The following is an 18,753-nucleotide window of genomic DNA, read 5'->3' as shown; positions in this document are numbered from 1 at the left end:
TCAGGGCATTTTCTTACCATTAAAACAAAAGAAGAAAGCGAGTAGCGATCATGGTGTGTCCTGCATAGCAACGACTTGTATATCAAAAAATAAAATGAATATATAGTTCGAAAGCATTACAGGAAGTTCAAAAGAAAGGCGTGTAAGCATTTTTCTGTTGTGAAGGAAAATGCAGGGGATTGTCTAATATATATACAGATTGAGTAACGACATAAAAGGCCCTTTCTTTTTGTTGGACGAGAGCATCTGGTCATGCATAGAAGTGATGAGGGGCTTTTCCTGCCAAATGCAAGGATTCAAACAAAGAGAGAAAACGAGCAGGTCATGTTTTGTTCTACATAGCAGCGACTTATATGTTGATAAATCAAAATGGATTTAGGAGGAATATAGAAATGGCTACCTTTGAAGATTTCATGAAATTAGATATTCGTATTGGAACAATTTACCGAGCAGAAGTATTTCCAGAAGCCAGGGTGCCTGCAATTAAGTTAGAGATTGATTTTGGTGAACTTGGAATGAAACAGTCAAGTGCACAAATCACGAAACGATATGAACCGGAAGAGCTTATTGGAAAGCAAGTTGTTGCGGTTGTTAATTTTCCGCCCAAACGAGTAGCTGGATTTAAATCTGAAGTCCTTGTACTTGGCGGTGTCCCTGAAAAAGGAGATGTTATTTTACTAGAACCGGGTATGGAAGTGCCGAATGGGACAACGATTAGCTAAAAATAGGAGGAGAAAAGTGGACATAGCAAAAGCGTATTTACAGTGTGCCGTGGAAAATTTTCAAGCTATAAAAAAGCAAGGGGATCGAACGTTTTCACAGCTTACTTATGAGGAGTTGTGCTGGATTCCCCATGAAGAAGCAAATAGTATTGCGATTCTTGTAAAACACTTATATGGTAATATGCGTTCCCGGTGGACAAATTTCTTAATGACAGATGGGGAAAAGAAAGATCGAAATCGTGATGATGAGTTTGAAGGTGGATACGCTTCAAAAGAAGAATTGTTACATGCTTGGGAAGAAGGATGGTTATTTGTATTTCGGACGTTGGAATCTATTACAGTTCATGATGTTCTAAAAACAGTATATATACGCCGAGAGCCGCATACTGTGATGCAAGCGATTGAACGACAAATTGCCCACTATGCTTCACATGTTGGACAAATTATTTATATTGGAAAACTATTGAAAGAAAAAGAATGGACATGTTTAAGTATTCCTAGAGGAAAGTCTAATCAGTTTTTGCAAAAATAACGTTGAATGTACCGTAAGTAAAACAAAGAAACACGATAACACAATAGGAAATAATCCAATCATCAGCTTCAATTTCATTCACCTCAATGCCGATATTTCCAAATTTTAGTTGGTCTATTCTCTGTAGCTTGTACATATGTTCATAGAGAGAGGTGATCTAATGAGTCGAAGCTATTTTTATGTGAAACGGACAAGTCTTCCAAAATTTATTTTTTTGCTTTTATTGGGTATGATGGCTGCTTTTTTGTTTGTTAGTATGATCGTGACATCATTAAAAGAAACGAAGTCAACGTATTTATATAAATGGTTAAATGAGCTTTCAATGAATGGATATATGTATGTGCTTGGTTCAGAAAATCGTTATTTTACACAAGAATATCGCCATTTAAATACAGATTTTTCGATTTCTTCTTTTATTTTATCTGCCGCGACAAATATTCGCTTTGATGACGTTCGTAGTTTAATAGGAATAGAGCTTCCAGGACTTTCGAAATATGACACGGAAATTATAATTGCTGGAGAAGGAACAAATTATACAAATTTACCGATTGAATCAAGTGTACCTTTAGAAGAGCTTGTAAAAGAGCGGACGGGGGAACAAGAAAAATCTCAAAAAAACGAATCACCTGAAGAGAAAAAGAAGCCAGCACAAACGACAGGAAATCGAAAAGTAGCATTTATTTATCATACACATAGCTGGGAGTCATATTTACCATTGTTAAATTTAACGAATAATCCAGATCCAAATAAAGCAACGAGCTCAGTAAAGAACATTGCTGTATTTGGGGATAGATTTCGTGAAAAGCTAGAAAATTATGGGGTAGGTACAACAAATGATAAAACAGATGTTGGAAAGATGTTGGTGAGCCGAGGATTAAATGATCGCAGTTCTTATAAAATGTCTCGTGGGATTGTGCAAGAAGCAATGACAAATAATAGAGAGCTGCAATACTTTTTTGATTTGCATAGAGATAGTGCTAGGAAGGAAGTAACAACGAAAACAATTGGTGATAAATCATATGCAAAGTTGGCATTTGTTATTGGTAAGGGAAATAAAAATTATGCGAAAAACCTGCAACTGGCAACAGCGCTACATGAATCATTAAAGGAAAAATATCCTGGATTAAGCCGAGGTGTTATTCAAAAGGATTTTAGAACGGGAAATGGTGTATACAATCAAGATTTATCTGGTCAAGCTATTCTCATTGAAGTAGGCGGTGTTGATAATACAGAAGAGGAACTCGATCGTAGTATAGATGCACTCGCAGAAGCATTTAGTGAGTATTATTGGCAAGCTGAAAAGGTGAATGGTTAAGCGTAAGCAAGTGTTGCTTACGCTATTTATTTTGCGCAAAAGTTGTTTCTTTATCTTGTGAAAAAGGATTTGGAAGAATGATAGCGAATTTTCATTTATCCCGCTATTTGTGGGCAATAAGACCCCCACCTCAAAATTGAGAAAAAAACGTTGTCCAGCTCTAGCGGCTAGAACCTCCGGTCGTTTCGCCCCCTTCGACGAGGCAAAAAGCGCCTCTTTGTCAGGGACGTGGGCGTCCTGCGCTTCTGAGCGAGCCGCTTCCGCTTTTCTAAAGAAGATAGGTGGGGGGATAACTGCCCGTAAAAGCCCGATTGGGCGGGCTTTCCATCAGTGGGGGATGAAAAAACCACTGATGGAAGTTTCACTTTATAAAGCATCCTTGCTAATAATTATATTATATAAATAAATGTTAGAAGTATAAATATTCTTAGAATTAGATAAGTAATTGTACTGTATTTGTTTAAGGAAGTAAAAAAATGGGCAACAATACATGGTATGTGATGGAAATAATCAACTGATATGAACTGTAGTGCAAGTTGATAAGTGTGTTGTGGAAAAAATTATTAGAATAAAAGGATGTTATATGAAAAAAAAATGGATGCTGTTTAGTATAGTCATTGTTGTTGGAGTGATTATGATTGCAATACCCCAATATGTAAAGCATAAAGAAAAACAAGCGATAGAAGCACAAGGAAACATTGTGTTTCCAAAGGTACAAGAAACAACCGCAAAAATAGAAGAAGGACTTGCGGTTGTTAACAATCCAAATTCAACTCTTGTTCTTGTAAACAAGAAGAGACGCTTGCCTGATTTGTATGAGCCACAAGATTTAGTGATACCCCAAGTTCGCTTTTTATATGAAGGCGACAATGAAAAAAAGAAAATGCGTAAAGAAGCAGCTCTAGCATTGGAGCGTATGTTTCAACAAGCAAAGCGTGAAAAAATCTTTTTATTTGCAGTTTCGGCATTTCGTTCATTTGAAAGGCAAAAAGCATTAAATACGATGTATAAAAAGCAAGATGGGGAAGCAAAAACAGCGATGTCTAGTGCAATTCCTGGTACAAGCGAACATCAAACAGGATTAGCAGTTGATATTACATCACAATCGGCAAAATTTCAATTAGAACCTTCCTTTGGAGAAACGAAAGAAGGAAAGTGGCTTGCTGAAAATGCTCATAAGTTTGGGTTTATTATCCGTTATGAAAAAGAAAAAGAAGAGGTAACAGGGTATATGTATGAACCATGGCATGTTCGTTATGTTGGAAACCCATATGCTACGTATTTATATGAAAATCAGCTTACTTTAGAAGAAGCTATAAAGTGAACCATCTATTAGTGGCTTTTTTTACTTTTCGCTAATAGATGGTTTTTATCAATTAAGGTCTTACTGCCCGTCAATGCGGGGGAAAGGATGAAAAGAAAAAAGTATATGCGTAAACAAAAAAGCGATGTTTCTTAGACGGAAACATCGCTTTCTTGTTATTGTAATGTAAATCACTTACTGCATAATGAGAACCTTTCTTTTTTAGAGAAGATTTTGATTTTTTGTCACTTTTTGAGAGGATTTATCATGTATAATAAAGAATATATTAATATATAATTTTAATATGTTTTTCATCTATTAATAGATGTTGCAGCTTTAAATTGGTTATTCAATGCAACGTGATAAAGTTTTCTTTCTCTCATATACATATAAAAATAGAATGGAAGCGAGGGTTGCACATGACAGGGTGGGTGATTTGGTTTGTCATTGCCGGTCTTTTATTTATTGCGGAAATGCTGACTGTAACGTTCTACTTATTATGGCTTGGGATAGGTGCTGTGGTCGGAGGTCTAATTGGCTTATTTGTACCAAACTCTTTGCTACTTCAAGTTGTGATAGCATCTGTTGTCAGTCTTAGTTTGACATTTTTTACAAAACGAATTTCTAAAAATTTTCGAGAAGCAAAAGGATATACAGATGCAGTAGATCAGCTTATTGGAAAAAAAGGCATAATTGTGCAAGCGGTTACAAATGGAGCGAATGGTATTGTAAAAATAGAGGGAGATATGTGGACTGCTGTGTCAGATGAACCAATTTTAGATGGAGAAAGAGTTATTGTTGTAAAAAGAAGCAGCACGGTAGTGCACGTAAAAAGGGAGTGTGAATTATAATGGTTGGTTTAACATTATCAATTATTTTAGCATTAATTGTTATTGTATTTATCGCATTATCAATTAAAATTATTCCGCAGCAAAGAGTAGGTGTTGTAGAGCGTTTAGGTAAATTTCAGCGTGTTATGCATCCGGGTTTAAACATGGTTATCCCGGTTATCGATCGTGTACGTCTTTATCATGATTTGCGTATCCAACAAACAAACGTCCCACCGCAAAAAGTAATTACGAAAGATAACGTACAAGTTGAGATTGATACAATTATTTTCTATCAAGTTATTGACCCAGAACTTGCAACGTATGGTATTTCCAATTATGAATTTGGGGTTCGTAATATTACATCTGCAACAATGCGACAAATTATCGGGAAAATGGAGCTTGATGAAACATTATCTGGACGTGAAAAAATTTCAACAGAAATCCGTTTAGCACTTGATGAAGCAACAGAAAAATGGGGTGTTCGTATTGAACGTGTTGAAGTTGTAGATATTAACCCTCCAAAAGATATACAAGCAGCCATGGAAAAACAAATGAAAGCAGAGCGTAATAAACGTGCCATTATTCTTGAAGCTGAGGCGGCAAAACAAGATAAAGTTCTTCGAGCTGAAGGGGAGAAACAAAGTAAAATTTTAATGGCTGAAGGGGATAAAGAAGCACGCATTCGTGAGGCAGAAGGTTTACGACAAGCGAAAGAATTAGAAGCACAAGGGGAAGCGAAGGCAATTGAAGAAATTGCAAAAGCAGAACAAATCCGGATTCAAATGTTACGTCAGTCAGGACTTGATGAGCGAGTACTTGCATATCAGTCATTTGAATCGCTAACTGAGATTGCAAAAGGACCTGCAAATAAAGTATTCCTTCCGTCAAACGCCGTTGAAACATTAGGAAGCTTAGGGGCAATTGGAGAGTTGTTTAAAGAGAAAAAGCTGCCTTCAATAGATACGAAAAATGAACAATAGAAATGAGGAAGAGAGATGGATACCATTTCTCTTCTTTTTTTGAAGTCGGTGTCGTTGATAATACATTAGAAGAGTTGGATAACTCTAGTGAAGTGATCCTCAAATTTTTTATTCGAACAAAGAAATTTGAGGATCTTTTGCATGTTCTGCTAATAAGGTATGTAATTGACTACGATGATGATAAAAATGAGCAACAATTTCAAGTAGCCACTCAAATCGAGAGTAGGAAGCGCCCCAGTAGGAATGGGTGACTTCTTCAAGTTCTGCTAAGGAATAGGCTTGAAATGTTTTAGAAAGAAGATGGAAACCTTCTTTCATTGTCTGTTGTACCTCTTCAAGCGTATGCGGTGTATGTTGCATGTAAAATATATCTAACTCTTCCTTTGATGCTTCGGCTAAAATAAGGAAATCAGCATGACAAATTAGAGAAAGATGTGTGCAAATTTCAAAGAGAGAGCGTTTATTTTTGAGCGGTCGTTGCTGTAACTCATCGTAAGTAACCTGTTCTAACATCTGTATTGTAGAATCAATCGCAATTTCTAATTGGTGCAGTGCTGCTTGAACAAACATTGTATTTCCCCTCACATCTGTTTATAATAAGATTTTACAGGTATTATATCACGCTTAAGATTCTGAAGATTCTAGTAGTTTGACTAGGAAAATGAAAAGTATTATAGTGTTAAAGGTCCTATTGAACGATAAATAGAATGGGATTATTCAGTTAGGAGTTAAAATAATGATTGCAAGATACGGAAGAAATACAATTGTTGAGGTTAATTTAGATGCTGTAAAACATAACGTAAGAGAATTTAAAAAACGTGTAAACGATGAAAATATTGCAATGATGGCAGCTGTAAAAGCAAATGGATATGGTCATGGTGCCATTGAAGTTGCAAAAGCGGCGATTGAAGCTGGAGTAAGTCATATTGCGGTTGCTTTTGTAGATGAAGGAATTGAACTCCGTGAAGCGGGTATAACAGTACCGATTTTAGTTTTGGGCTATACACCGGAGGAAGCTATAATAGACGCAATTGAATACGATATTATGATGACCGTATATAGAATTGACGATTTAAGAAATATTGATTGTATAGCAGAGCGTCTGCAAAAGGCGGCGCGTATTCAAATAAAAATTGATACAGGTATGAGCCGGATTGGTTTACAAGAAGAAGAAGTGGTACCGTTTCTACAAGAATTGAAAGCAATGCAACATGTAGAAGTAGCAGGGATGTTTACACATTATTCTACTGCTGATGAAGTAGACAAAACATATACATTGATGCAAAAAGACTTATTTGAGAAGGCTGTAAATATTGCAAAAGATATGGGGCTGCATTTGCCGCTTATTCATAGCTCGAATAGTGCAGGAACAATGGAGCTAAATAATGAATTTCAAAATATGGTTCGCGTTGGGATAGGGATATATGGAATGTATCCATCAAAAGAAGTGAATCATAAAACAGTAACAATTCAGCCGATTTTAACATTAAAGTCCAAAGTGGCTCATGTGAAACGGGGTAAACAAGGAAGAGGGGTAAGCTACGGCAATACGTATGTTGCGGCAGGGGATGAGTGGGTTGCTACAATTCCAATCGGATATGCGGATGGATTTAGTCGTCAACTGTCAAGTAGAGGGTATGCCTTAGTCAATGGTGTGAGAGTACCTATTATTGGCCGTGTTTGTATGGATCAGCTTATGCTCGATGTAACGAAAGCGATGCCTGTACATGTTGGAGATGAGGTAGTCTTTTACGGTAAGCAAGGCAATGAAGAGATTGCGGTAGAAGAAGTTGCTGATATGTTAGGGACAATTAATTATGAAGTCACGTGTATGTTAAATCGAAGAATTCCGCGTGTATATAAAGAAAATGATAAAATTGTTAGTGTTGTAAATCCATTAAGAAGAAAGTGATTCATAAATAATCTAAGGTTTTTTCTATATATGAAACAAAGAAAAGGATAGATAAAGCAGAATGGTTTCTGTGTTATCTATCCTTTTTGTATAGCTATACAATCACTCACTATTTCATATTTTCTTCTGTAAATAATAATGAGTGTGTCCTTTTGGAAAATCTTCTATAACACCATATACTTCATAACCATACTTTTTATAAAATTCGGGTGCTTGGAAACTAAAAGTATCAAGTTTAATGAGTGTACAATCCGTCTCTTTCGCTATTCGTTCGGCTTCCAATAGAAGTTTACTGCCATAACCTTGGTGACGCAGGCTATCATCGACCCATAAAATATCAACATGTAGGCACTGCCAAAAAATAATACCGATTAAACCAGCTACGATCTCTTCATTCTCATTTTTTACTGTTAAACAGACGTCTTTCACAAGCGATTGCTTACTTCCTGAAACTTGCGAGTTATTGAATGAAATGAGTTGTTTTCTAATATAATCGCTGTCTTTTTTACTCCATTTGTTTTGAATCTGCATATTATAGTCTCCTTTTTATAGTGTGTGAATTAAAAGAAAGATGGGCGTTCTATTCATCTATATAAAGCCATTTTAATTTTTTAACATATATAAGTCGCTGCTATGCACGGCCAGATGCTTTCGTTCCCTAAAAAAGACAGGGGTTTTCAGCTAACGCTCTACCATAATTTTGTAGTGTTATCCTTACTGTTTGTTTATTGAAAGATTTACTATATTGCCAGTTTTATTACTTATTCTTCTTGTTATCGTATATTGATTTTCCTAAGATTAAGATAAAGAAAGTTAATATAGATAGTAAAGGTTTCCCAACAATTAAGAAAAATAATCCTACTGTGGGTATGAGTAATAGATATATGATTGCCAGTTCTTTTCACCTCTATTGCCAGATTATCTATTTAAGTCTTTGTTTCCAACATAAATCAAAAATAAACATAATAGAAAAATACCTATTGCTGTTAGTATAATATCTTGTTTATCTTTACCCTCTCTATGTCTTTTTACGATTGCTAAACATACCGAACCAGTCAAACCTAAACACGTCATGATTATATCCATCAGTTTAAACATTCCTCCTATTGGCTATAATAAGTGTCCATATTGTATGTTTCTTATTCTACGATAACAATTACTAAGACCGTCAAAATATGTCGTTTTAGCACGTATTCTAAGAACAAACAGTTACTATAGATAAATGCTTCCTTGAACAGATAGTAAATGATAGGAGAAGAAAAAAGATTCTGTAACATCATATTTATATAGATTTGTTTATCTGAAAATTCCCTCAAATAATTATACAATATTTATAGGAATAATAGGGGAAATAGTAAATTAAAACCAAGCTTTCTTCAATAATTGAATGGCACAGGGAATGTCAGCTATGGATATTCCTCCAAATCCCATCAAAACGTAAGGTTCTTCCTGGAGATTATTTACCATATCATACGGAGATAAAGGATATACCTTTACGCTTTGTTCTGCCGCTTTATTTATAAGCTCTTGTTCATTCATCCCGTTATGAACATGTAATACAATATGAAGACCAGAATCAGAACCTATGATATCTACTAGAGGTCCCATCTCTTTTTGGATGGTCTGTACTAAGAAGTGATGTTTCTTTTTATATACAGTACGAATTCGATTTAAGTGTCGCTCCCAATATCCCTCTTTCATAAATGTTGCAAACGTAAGCTGCTGTATTTTGGAGACGGTTTGCTTGAAAATGGTTCCATCATGCTCATAGTTTTTTAGTAGAGTTTGCGGAAGAACCATGTAACTCATTCGGAATGAAGGTAAAAATGATTTTGAAAATGTGCCCATATAAATGACACGCCCGTTAGTATCTAACCCTTGTAAGGAAGGAATCGGTTTTCCTGTGTAACGAAATTCACCGTCATAATCATCTTCTATAATGCACCCGTTATTGTCGTTAGCCCATTTTAGTAGTTCCATTCGGCGAGAAAGCGGCATAATCATTCCATATGGAAATTGATGAGACGGTGTTACATATACGACATTCGCACGACTTTCATATAAAGAAGAAATATGAATCCCTTTTTCATCTAGAGAAATTGGCTGTATATGTAAGCCGCAGCTTTGCATGACAGCTCTTACGCGGTGGAATCCTGGATTTTCCATTGCATAGTTGTTCTCATAACCAAGTAATTGCAAAAGTAACCAAAGAAGAGGTTGTGTACCCGCTCCAATAACAATTTGTTCTGGAGTAGATTCAACACCGCGTGCTTGATAGAGATAACGAGAAATTTCAGAACGTAGTTGCCATTCGCCTTGAGGATCTTCTTTTGTAAACAAATCATTCTCATATTCTAAGAGACAATTATTTGTGATCTTTTTCCAAGTAGACAATGGAAAGGAAGAGGTATCTATGCTTCCGTGACTGAAATCGAAACGGAAATTCTCCTGAACAGATTTTCTTTTATTTACTATATTTTTATTATTTGTTGTTTGAATCATATCGTAATCTATACTCGCTACAAATAATCCACGTCTATGTTTACTCTCTACATATCCTTCAGCTATTAACTGTTGATAGGCATATTCCACTGTATTACGGCTTACATTAAGCTGCAAAGATAAATTCCGATGAGATGGCAGACGACTGCCGATTTCAATCCTTCCTTGTAAGATTTCTTTTTTCATGTAGTTATAAATTTGTATGTAAAGTGGTATGTTACTTTTTGAGTCTAATGGGATGGTGAGTTCCACTGTTATCAACCTTTCAAACTGCCCTTGTAAAAAAGAGTAAAACTGTCACTTATAAAAGGGGGCATATAATTTTTATAATAACAATCATAAAACATTTTGAATTTTTGATAAATAGTTGGAGGGGAAGAATATGAATACACATGTACAAGAGGTAAAAACAGAACAAGAATTTTGCAAGGTGCTACCAGTATTACAACAACTGCGACCTAAACTCTCTAGAGAAGAAGTGCTGTCTCTTTTAGAAAGGATGCAAGAAGAAAATTATCGTCTATTTGCTTTGTTTAATCATGAAGGAGAAGTAGTGAGCTTAGCCGGAGTGGCAATTTGTACAAATTTTTATAATGCGAAACATGTCTTTATATATGACCTTGTTACAGCAGAAGCACATCGTTCAAAAGGACATGGAGAAAAACTACTCTCGTATATTGAAGAGTGGGGGCAAGAGAATAATTGTACTTGTGTCGTATTAACTTCAGCGTTTCCAAGAGTAGATGCACATCGTTTTTATGAGAGAGAAGGATATGAGAAGGTGAGTTATTCATTTCATAAGGAAATATAAAAAAGAGGAGGATTTTCAAAAAGCAGACCTTTTTGAAAATCCTCTTTTGTGTTTTTGAAAAGGAATGATAAGGTTGTTATTTATTATTAGCAAAAGTGAAGGAATGCTTGTTTTGTATGTGTGGATTTGTTTCTTTGTGTCTTTCCATTTTTTTTATAGAATATTTTTGTTTGGTTAAAGCATCTTGTACTCCTGTTGTCATTAGTTTTAAGACAAGAATAGTTAAAAATAAAGCAATAAGTGTACTAAAAACAATCCACATAGATACGTTTAGTTCAAAATAGTTGAGACCAATAAGTCCTGCCCAGTCGTTAGAAAGTGAAATAAATTTATCTTCTGCTAAATCTGCACTTTTCTTTTGTACCCCTCCGATAAATTGCTTTACTAGCGCGAGGTGCATAATTAACAGAAGTGTTTGCACAATGTGCTGCATAAATAATAAGAAAAGACGATCTTTTAATAATACGCGTAAATGCATACGAACAATATATAGACGACTGGCGCCCATTAATTGTGAGCTTAAAATATAGTCTTGTTTCATAAATTCATCAATTTCAGAAGATACATATGTTGTTATAGTAGGTAAAACAACAAGGACAAGAACGATAGCTTGATAAGATAGAAGAGAAAAGTTCACGTCGAGTTTACTATCTAAGTTTGAAAAAATCATTTTGTTCATAGGCTGCATTAATATATATGCAATGAAAACGGTTGGTAAATAATAAAATACTTCTGTACATGTTTTTACAAAAGATTTTAATCGCGTTACATATAAGCTTAATAACACACCAAGTATTGTACCAAGGAAAACGCGTAATAAACTAATTCCAATCGCGAATAAAATCGTAAACTTCGCACCGTCTAGTATTTGGAGAAAAATAGATTCACCAAAACGATCTGAACCAAGCGGTGGCATTTGCTTTGGTGAAAATGGCGAGGCGGCAATTAATTCTCCATTTTCATCGTATAACAGTCTCATTGGTTTTAAAGTATCTTCTTTGAAGTAAAAGCCGTAAATAAAACTAGCGATGACAAGTACAACTATATATGTTAATCCGATAACAAAGCGTTTTGATTTCCAAATAGCCTTCATATAATCTCTCCATTCATTTGTGTTTGCCATCTTTTCATAAAGTAAGAACAAATTTGAAATAAAAGGTAAACAGGCATAACAATCATTATAAGTACAATAAATGTAATGGATGTTGAAAAATGATTTGTGAAAATAAGGAATTGAATAATGCCTGACATGTGAAACACGGATTCTAGTACAAATAAATTGGAAAGTAAAAAGACAAAAATCATTTTTGAATGATGGAATAGGTGAATGAAAATGTTTTTAAATAAATGTATACGGATGATATAGCTTGATGAAAGTCCTTTCCCGTAGGCAACTTCAACATACGGTTTTATACGCTCTTCCTCTATGTACAATATCATCATTCGAAACATTTGAATGGTAGGGAGTATCGACAAACAAATAATAGGAAGTATGTACGCTCTGTTTTCATTGAATGTCATAATATGTACTGGCAATTCACCTGTTTGACGGAAATACCACATAAAAAACATTTGTAGACAGATCATAATCATGACATCAGGGATGGCCTCCAATACGAAAACAGTGCGCTCTATCATATTTTTAATCCGCTTTGATGATAAAAAATAAAGGTAAGCAATACTTGCTGCAACAAATAAAGAAAGAAATAGGGCAGCAAATAAAATTGTAAATGAATATACGTATGGTTCTAATACAGTAGGAAACAAGGAAACGGTTTTCATGTTTCCTGTAGATGCAGGAATTTGAAAAGTAAGCGAGTGTACAGAAAAAATTTGTTTTCCCATATTAGTGATGGCCTGTATGAACTTGATTGGTTGAAATGAAATGTTTCTGCTTTCGTTTATAAATAGGGCTGGGATGTTTAATAGAATAAGTAACATAATGAAAACAGTTAATAGCTGTATAGAAGATTTCCATAGTTTCCTTAGCATAATATCCCTCCAAAAATACATTTTTACAATATTATACAAAATAATTGGAGATTTGTTTTGATTTTTCAGAAAAAATATTATAATAAATAAAACTAGTAAAAAATATCATATTTATCCCGCATTAACGGGCAGTAAGACCCCTACCTCAAGATTCAGAGAGAAACGAGGAAGATAGGTGGGCGAGTACATCTGGCCATGCATAGAAGCGGTCAGGGCTTTTTTCTACCACATGCAAGTAATTATGCATAGCAGCGACTTGTAAAGAAAAGCGGAGCCGACTGCTTAGGAGGCAGAGCTAGACAAAGATGTCGAAAAATTAAAATAGATATTATAACGTTCAAACAATGATTTACAAGATGTATAAAAAGAAGTAGGAGGAGCCTCTATGAATTTTGTAATTCGTGAGATGAAAGAAGAAGATATTCCATTTATACAATATGTGGCTAAAGCTTCATGGAATGATACGTATAAGGATATTATTCCGGCAGCAGTACAAGAGAAATTTTTAGGGCATGCCTATTCCCCTAACATGATGCAGCATCGTTTACAACATTCACATTTATTTGTAGGAGAAGTAGACGGGAAAGTTGTAGGATTTGCCAATTTTTCGCCAATAAAGCATCAAAATGAAGCTGAGTTAGGAGCGATATACTTATTGCCCGCATATCAAGGGAATGGTATGGGAACAGCGTTATTACGTAAAGGAATTACAACGTTAGAAGGTGTCAAGAAAATTTGTATAAACGTAGAAGCAGAGAATAAAACAGGAAAAGCATTTTATACTGCAAAAGGATTTGCAGTGGTAGATGCGTTTGAAGAAGATTTTGATGGACATACGCTGAAAACATTAAGAATGGTATTACATGTTTAATAGGAGAGAGGAAAGATGTTTTTATGATCCAAAGAGCAACTGAAAGTGATGTGGAAAAAATTTTAGTTCATTCGGCTGAGTCTTTATATGAAGGAACGATGAAAACAAGTAAGTTTAGCCAAGAGAAAGTACTGGAAATTACGACGCCACTTTTAGAAAAAGGAGCATATTATCTTGTTATTAAACAAGATAATATTTTAAAAGGATGGGTATTAATTGGGAGCAATAAGGACTATTTTTCTGGAGAAGAAATAGGTTTTATTTATGAATTGTATGTGTTGCATCCTTATCGCGGACAAGGGTTTTCACGTCAGCTTATGAGAGTAGCTGTTGATGAACTTGATAAGCTGGGCTACTCAGAAATTCGTTTGAATGTATTTGCAGGGAATTTCGCGAAAGAGTTGTATAAAGAAATGGGATTTGTTGAAAGACAAGTTGTTATGAGTTTGAAACGTGAAGATGAAAAATAGAAATAAAGGTAAAATTTTCGCGATAATTAGAGTCAAGAGGGTGAAGAAATGGTAAAAGAAAATGAGTACGTTCAATACTTGGAAAAGGTTTACCCGAATCTTGATGTGCAGACTGCTTATGTAAATGATATTGGTCAAAATAACGATGTACTAATTGTAAATGAAAATATAGTGTTTCGTTTTCCAAAATATGAAGAAGGAATTACAAAACTCATTGCTGAGACAAAGCTGTTAGAGAAAATACAAAACTATGCTTCACTCTCCATCCCTTGTCCAAGCTATCAGCATTTTCTGGTTATCATAAAATTAATGGAGAGCCATTTTGGAATACAACATTTCTTCAATTGTCCGAAGAAGAACAAAGTACAAGCGCAGCGCAACTAGCTAATTTTTTAAAAGAATTGCATAGTATACCAGTGTCAGAAATTAGTCCAATGCTAAAAGGAAGTACTGCTGATATATATAGTGAAATAGAAAGTTTATATTTTCAATTGAAAGAGAATTTATTTTCTTATATGAAAGAAAGTGCAAAGCAAGATGTCTCTCAATCTTTTGAAGCTTATTTAAGTGATAATAGTCATTTTACATTTCAGCCGTGTCTTATTCATGGAGATTTTGGAATGACAAATATTTTGTATGATGGTGAGGAGAAGAGAATCTCGGGGATTATTGACTTTGGCGGGTATTGGTGATCCGGCATACGATTTTGCAGGGTTATTATCTAGCTATGGCAGTCATTTTTTAGAGGGATTTTCATCGCTGTATCCGAATTTTGATCAAGTGATGGATAGGATGAATTTTTATAGAAGTACGTTTGCTTTGCAAGAAGCATTATTTGGGTTAAGGAATAATGATAGAAAAGCATTTGAACAGGGGATAAAAGATTACATTTAAGAATGGTATACGTAATATATATAAGTTAAAAAAATGACATAAAACCTCCACTTTCTTTAGGGAGGACGAGAGTATCTGGCCGTGTATAGAAGCGGTCAGAACTTTTTTCTGCCACATGCGAGGTTTAAAACAAAGGGAGCAAGCAAGTACAGGTCATGTTATATTCTGCGTAGCAGCGACTTATATGTCGAAAAATTAAAATGTATTTATATAGAAAGTATTATGGAACAGTGATAACAGGCCTATTACGAGAAGAATAGAATTTGCAAATTTCGACGTGTAATAAAAAGTTAGGAGATGATGGTGGTGATATTAGAAGCAGCAATGCTCCAAGTAAAGCTTGGAATGGAAAGAGAATTTGAACATGCCTTTCAAGAGGCTTCTAACATTATTTCTTCTATGAAAGGTTACCGTGGTCATACACTTCATAAATGTATAGAAACTCAGGGGAAATATCTTTTATTAGTGAATTGGGAGACCTTAGAGGATCATACGGAAGGATTTCGAAAATCAAGTGAGTATGAAGAGTGGAAGAAGAGATTACACCACTTTTATGAGCCGTTTCCAATTGTAGAGCATTTTCAGTATGCAGAATGAGATGGATTGAACCTGAATAAAATTGCCATCAGTGGGGAATGAAGATATCCTATGCTGATGGCAGTTTCGTTTTAGCGATACATCGTCCAAGTTCCAATATCCTCAAAGCCTAAGCGTTTATAAATTCGTCCAGCAGCAGGGTTGCTGTAAAATAAACAAAGCGTTCTTCCTTCCGCGATGAAATCTTGAATCATTTTACTTACGATTTGCGAAGCATATCTGTTTCCGCGGTAATTTGGGTGTGTACATACCCCTACAACCATGGCAGATAATGAATTTTCAGCAGATGTGGATGCACATGCAATAATTTCTCCATTTTTCTCTATGTAATATGTCCGGCCTGTATTTGTTTCAATTGCTTGGCGCAGGAGTTTTCCGCTATTGTCTGCCAGTTCAAATTCAGTTATTTGTTTTCGTAAATGCATAATACGATCTACGTCCAAGGCAGTTGCTATTTTTATATCCTCTTTGCTTGTATCTTTGACTAACTGTGTTTCAACTGTGCACTCACAAAAGTATGTGTGCAGTTTTTTACCAAGTTTTAAGTTAGTGAGATTTTCAAACTGTTCGACAACCTCTGATTTTCCAGAGAGTTTAATATGGTCATAGTTAATGAATTGATTCATGAATGCTTCTGGCTGGAATGAATTTCCAAAATAAGTAATAAAGGAATCATGGAAACGCAATAAGACAGCGTGTAATTCATTTTCTATTGTAAATTGCCCCCATAGTTCTTGAAAGTCTTGATCATATCCAAATGCCTCAATATCACCAATTAAGAATAAATTAAATGCAGCTTCTTTCTTTAGGAACGAAATTACTTGTTCATGATCTTGTTCTGTTAACTTACGAATCATGTTTGCTCCCCCTTTTTTTGTATTTTCTAAATATTAGTATGTATTATTTTGAAAATCAACAAAAAATGTATGTTTAGTTCACAATGTTTAGGAAAAACTAGGAAGGATATGAAAAAGGAGGTTATGAACGGTGGATCATCCAATTCAAGGGCTGATGAAAGCAGCTATGGAAAATTTGAAAGAAATGGTTGATGTAAATACAATTGTCGGTGAGCCTGTTCAAACAGCTGATGGCGGCATTGTATTAACTGTTTCAAAGGTAGCGTTTGGTTTTGGCGCAGGTGGATCAGATTTTTCAGCAAATGATGTACAAAAGGTACAAGGTCATCCTGCATTTGGTGGTGGTAGTGCTGGTGGAGTTTCTATTACACCGGTGGCTTTTCTTGTTGTAAATAAGGATGGCGTAAATATTCTTCATTTACAAAATGCAACGCATCTGGCAGAGAAAGTAATTGAACTTGCACCGCAAACCATCGATAAAATTCAGTCGATGTTTCAAAATAATAAAAAGCAAGACCATTCACATTATCCAAAAAATCCAGATGAAATCGCATGAAAAATGCCTGTTTATAAACAGGCATTTTTTCTTGTAATGGAGATGTAATAAAACTCATAAAAATGTAAATAGTTTTTGTAGTTTTTTCTATATTTCTAAAAATTTTCGTGATAAAATATCCTATAGTATTGAAACATATAAAACGAAGGTGGCTAGGTGCTTTGTCTGGAGGATCTGACCAAATCAAAAATATGATTTATATTAATGGTAATCGTCGCAATCATTGTTTTATCACATCTGGAATTACGTTTGAGGAGTTTGCAAACAATATTCCTTCACCGCTTCATCAAATGCTGCTTTTAAAGCATAGTTTTGAATGGACGGATTTTCATTATCATACTTTATTCGAATATGTAGAAGAAGAGAATATACATAAATTAATTTCAGCAGATGTCGAGGAGTTTGAGGAATTTTGTTGGATTGATTTTGATGATGTAAATGACTTGGATGAATTGGCGCCAAAAGAAATTGCAGAATTGCTTTATTTGGCGCACAAAAAGGAACCGCTTGGGAAGGCTTTTTTCCCGCTTTTGAAAAATAGATTTGTTTATCTTTCTCACGATGACGGATGGTATAATAAAGTGTACTATCGAAGAATGCAGGAATTTATTGGCATGCTTAGTAAGGTAATTCCTTATAAACTTGGCTCATTTGGAAAAAAACGATTCGCATTCTTTCAAAAATCGAAAATTTATCCAGCAATTTCAAAAGAGGTTATTCTTGAACTTCTGCCATTTATGGAAGATGGCTTATACTTAGATTTAGCCGGAAAAATAGAATCAAGACGCGGTTTAGAGATTCCTGTTTATGTCATCGGTTCGTATGAAAGTACAAATGAAGTCCTAGATGGTTTAGAAGATTTGAAAAGTGAAGCTTCTAAAACAGGATGGCTTATCTTTGATAAGAAAGAGCAAGAGTGGCAGTGGATAATGAATTAAGAGAACTTGACGATATGAGTCAAGTTTTCTTTTTTGAAAGGAGATAAAATGGAGAAGAATTTTATTATAGTAGGTATTAGTAGTATTGTACTTGTCGCAATCATGCTATTAACATGTCCGAAAGAAGCGGATTTTCAAAAGCATTTAGAAGACAAATATTCAATTGTGTGTAATGAAGTAGATTTTAATTGTACGCAGAAAAAAGATCAAAAAGAAGAGAAAATGGAGTTTGTTAGTAAGGATGTTCGAAACGGCGTATTTTTTATAAAGATAGAGCAGACGTTTCAAACAGAAACAAAGATAAAGAAGACGTATAGCGCTGTTGGGATATTCGGCATGTTTCTCTTTTCCTCTGAAAAGACTTTCTAAAATGTAGAAGGTCTTTTTTTTGTACTCTCTTTCATATAGTTAGGATAAGACAAGCTTAGGGGGGAGTTATGGTGAATAAGATTTGCATGGTTTGCGGGGGAGAAGATTTTTTTTCGTCCACCTTATATGCTCGTACAAAACAAGACTGGGCATATGCACCGAATATGTATCGCTTTGAAAAAGTATTTATTGAACAGCGAGATGAGGAGAATTATCCAGTGTTTCAAGAAATTACTGCTTATCATTGTAGTAGCTGCGGTTATGTGATGTTATTTCGTTAATATGCACCTGGCGCATAAGGG

Annotated in this window: 21 protein-coding genes and 1 pseudogene; 16 read left to right on the top strand and 6 right to left on the bottom strand. The window is 34.9% G+C overall.

Annotation, left to right across the window (positions count from 1 at the left end; all coding sequences use genetic code 11):
- Window positions 1–392: 392 nt before the first annotated feature.
- The 6 genes from csaA to WAZ07_RS12760 all read left to right on the top strand — a co-directional run bounded on the left by csaA (window position 393) and on the right by WAZ07_RS12760 (window position 5,682).
- Window positions 393–722: a chaperone CsaA gene (gene csaA / locus WAZ07_RS12785; protein ID WP_090911877.1), complete on the top strand. Its 330-nt coding sequence runs from the start codon at window positions 393–395 to the stop codon at window positions 720–722.
- 16 nt (window positions 723–738) lie between these two features.
- The gene (locus WAZ07_RS12780) at window positions 739–1,254 is read left to right on the top strand and encodes a DUF1572 domain-containing protein (RefSeq protein ID WP_336472756.1); all 516 of its coding nucleotides are present in this window, start codon (window positions 739–741) and stop codon (window positions 1,252–1,254) included.
- Between the two features lie 160 nt (window positions 1,255–1,414).
- Window positions 1,415–2,569, top strand: a complete 1,155-nt coding sequence (gene spoIIP / locus WAZ07_RS12775) for a stage II sporulation protein P (RefSeq protein WP_336472755.1) — start codon at window positions 1,415–1,417, stop codon at window positions 2,567–2,569.
- Window positions 2,570–3,152: 583 nt separating this feature from the next.
- Window positions 3,153–3,893 carry a M15 family metallopeptidase gene (locus WAZ07_RS12770; protein WP_336472754.1) on the top strand — a complete coding sequence of 247 codons (741 nt, stop codon included), beginning with the start codon at window positions 3,153–3,155 and terminating at the stop codon, window positions 3,891–3,893.
- A 398-nt stretch (window positions 3,894–4,291) separates the two neighbouring features.
- Window positions 4,292–4,723: an NfeD family protein gene (locus WAZ07_RS12765; RefSeq protein ID WP_336472753.1), complete on the top strand. Its 432-nt coding sequence runs from the start codon at window positions 4,292–4,294 to the stop codon at window positions 4,721–4,723.
- Window positions 4,723–5,682, top strand: a complete 960-nt coding sequence (locus WAZ07_RS12760; protein WP_090911864.1) for an SPFH domain-containing protein — start codon at window positions 4,723–4,725, stop codon at window positions 5,680–5,682. Before WAZ07_RS12765 ends, WAZ07_RS12760 begins: the two co-directional genes overlap by 1 nt.
- A 108-nt stretch (window positions 5,683–5,790) precedes the next feature.
- Here the strand turns inward: WAZ07_RS12760 and WAZ07_RS12755 are convergent, their stop codons facing one another.
- Window positions 5,791–6,252 (bottom strand): DinB family protein, encoded by a 462-nt coding sequence (locus tag WAZ07_RS12755; protein WP_336472752.1) that lies wholly within the window; start codon window positions 6,250–6,252, stop codon window positions 5,791–5,793.
- 166 nt (window positions 6,253–6,418) lie between these two features.
- Between WAZ07_RS12755 and alr the strand changes: the two genes are divergently transcribed.
- On the top strand, window positions 6,419–7,594 hold the full coding sequence (gene alr / locus WAZ07_RS12750) for an alanine racemase (RefSeq protein ID WP_336472751.1): 1,176 nt from the start codon (window positions 6,419–6,421) through the stop codon (window positions 7,592–7,594).
- 114 nt (window positions 7,595–7,708) lie between these two features.
- Here the strand turns inward: alr and WAZ07_RS12745 are convergent, their stop codons facing one another.
- Together WAZ07_RS12745 and pdxR are read right to left on the bottom strand one after the other, a co-directional pair.
- Complete coding sequence (locus WAZ07_RS12745) at window positions 7,709–8,125, bottom strand: GNAT family N-acetyltransferase (RefSeq protein WP_336472750.1); 417 nt, start codon at window positions 8,123–8,125, stop codon at window positions 7,709–7,711.
- 828 nt (window positions 8,126–8,953) lie between these two features.
- Window positions 8,954–10,348: a MocR-like pyridoxine biosynthesis transcription factor PdxR gene (gene pdxR / locus WAZ07_RS12740; RefSeq protein ID WP_336472749.1), complete on the bottom strand. Its 1,395-nt coding sequence runs from the start codon at window positions 10,346–10,348 to the stop codon at window positions 8,954–8,956.
- A gap of 130 nt (window positions 10,349–10,478) precedes the next feature.
- Between pdxR and WAZ07_RS12735 the strand changes: the two genes are divergently transcribed.
- Window positions 10,479–10,907, top strand: a complete 429-nt coding sequence (locus tag WAZ07_RS12735; RefSeq protein WP_336472748.1) for a GNAT family N-acetyltransferase — start codon at window positions 10,479–10,481, stop codon at window positions 10,905–10,907.
- A 76-nt stretch (window positions 10,908–10,983) separates the two neighbouring features.
- Here WAZ07_RS12735 and WAZ07_RS12730 read toward each other — a convergent pair whose 3' ends face one another.
- Both WAZ07_RS12730 and WAZ07_RS12725 read right to left on the bottom strand, forming a co-directional pair.
- Window positions 10,984–12,000, bottom strand: coding sequence for an ABC transporter permease subunit (locus tag WAZ07_RS12730; protein ID WP_336472747.1), 1,017 nt, complete (start codon window positions 11,998–12,000; stop codon window positions 10,984–10,986).
- The gene (locus WAZ07_RS12725) at window positions 11,997–12,899 is read right to left on the bottom strand and encodes an ABC transporter permease subunit (RefSeq protein WP_336472746.1); all 903 of its coding nucleotides are present in this window, start codon (window positions 12,897–12,899) and stop codon (window positions 11,997–11,999) included. Before WAZ07_RS12725 ends, WAZ07_RS12730 begins: the two co-directional genes overlap by 4 nt.
- Before the next feature lie 385 nt (window positions 12,900–13,284).
- Between WAZ07_RS12725 and WAZ07_RS12720 the strand changes: the two genes are divergently transcribed.
- The 4 genes and pseudogenes from WAZ07_RS12720 (at window position 13,285) to WAZ07_RS12705 (ending at window position 15,731) form a co-directional block, all read left to right on the top strand.
- Complete coding sequence (locus tag WAZ07_RS12720; protein ID WP_336472745.1) at window positions 13,285–13,770, top strand: GNAT family N-acetyltransferase; 486 nt, start codon at window positions 13,285–13,287, stop codon at window positions 13,768–13,770.
- 23 nt (window positions 13,771–13,793) lie between these two features.
- Entirely contained in the window at window positions 13,794–14,240 is a 447-nt protein-coding gene (locus WAZ07_RS12715) for a GNAT family N-acetyltransferase (RefSeq protein ID WP_336472744.1), read from the top strand.
- A 48-nt stretch (window positions 14,241–14,288) separates the two neighbouring features.
- Window positions 14,289–15,134 (top strand): annotated as a pseudogene (locus tag WAZ07_RS12710) (phosphotransferase family protein).
- A gap of 306 nt (window positions 15,135–15,440) precedes the next feature.
- Window positions 15,441–15,731 carry an antibiotic biosynthesis monooxygenase family protein gene (locus WAZ07_RS12705; protein ID WP_336472743.1) on the top strand — a complete coding sequence of 97 codons (291 nt, stop codon included), beginning with the start codon at window positions 15,441–15,443 and terminating at the stop codon, window positions 15,729–15,731.
- Window positions 15,732–15,802: 71 nt separating this feature from the next.
- Here WAZ07_RS12705 and WAZ07_RS12700 read toward each other — a convergent pair whose 3' ends face one another.
- A complete protein-coding gene (locus tag WAZ07_RS12700) occupies window positions 15,803–16,588 on the bottom strand; it encodes a GNAT family N-acetyltransferase (protein ID WP_336472742.1) in 786 nt (261 codons plus the stop codon).
- 130 nt (window positions 16,589–16,718) lie between these two features.
- Between WAZ07_RS12700 and ytfJ the strand changes: the two genes are divergently transcribed.
- From ytfJ to WAZ07_RS12680, 4 genes are all read left to right on the top strand, one after another.
- Window positions 16,719–17,144 carry a GerW family sporulation protein gene (gene ytfJ / locus WAZ07_RS12695; protein ID WP_336472741.1) on the top strand — a complete coding sequence of 142 codons (426 nt, stop codon included), beginning with the start codon at window positions 16,719–16,721 and terminating at the stop codon, window positions 17,142–17,144.
- Between the two features lie 161 nt (window positions 17,145–17,305).
- Window positions 17,306–18,082, top strand: coding sequence for an oxalate:formate antiporter (locus WAZ07_RS12690; RefSeq protein WP_336472740.1), 777 nt, complete (start codon window positions 17,306–17,308; stop codon window positions 18,080–18,082).
- A gap of 48 nt (window positions 18,083–18,130) precedes the next feature.
- Window positions 18,131–18,451, top strand: a complete 321-nt coding sequence (locus WAZ07_RS12685) for a hypothetical protein (protein WP_336472739.1) — start codon at window positions 18,131–18,133, stop codon at window positions 18,449–18,451.
- Between the two features lie 68 nt (window positions 18,452–18,519).
- On the top strand, window positions 18,520–18,732 hold the full coding sequence (locus WAZ07_RS12680) for a hypothetical protein (protein ID WP_090911836.1): 213 nt from the start codon (window positions 18,520–18,522) through the stop codon (window positions 18,730–18,732).
- Window positions 18,733–18,753: the final 21 nt, after the last annotated feature.

The sequence above is a fragment of the Bacillus bruguierae genome (genome assembly GCF_037104725.1).
GTDB classification, from domain to species: Bacteria; Bacillota; Bacilli; order Bacillales; family Bacillaceae_G; genus Bacillus_A; species Bacillus_A bruguierae.
This window is presented reverse-complemented; position numbering and strand designations above follow the sequence as displayed.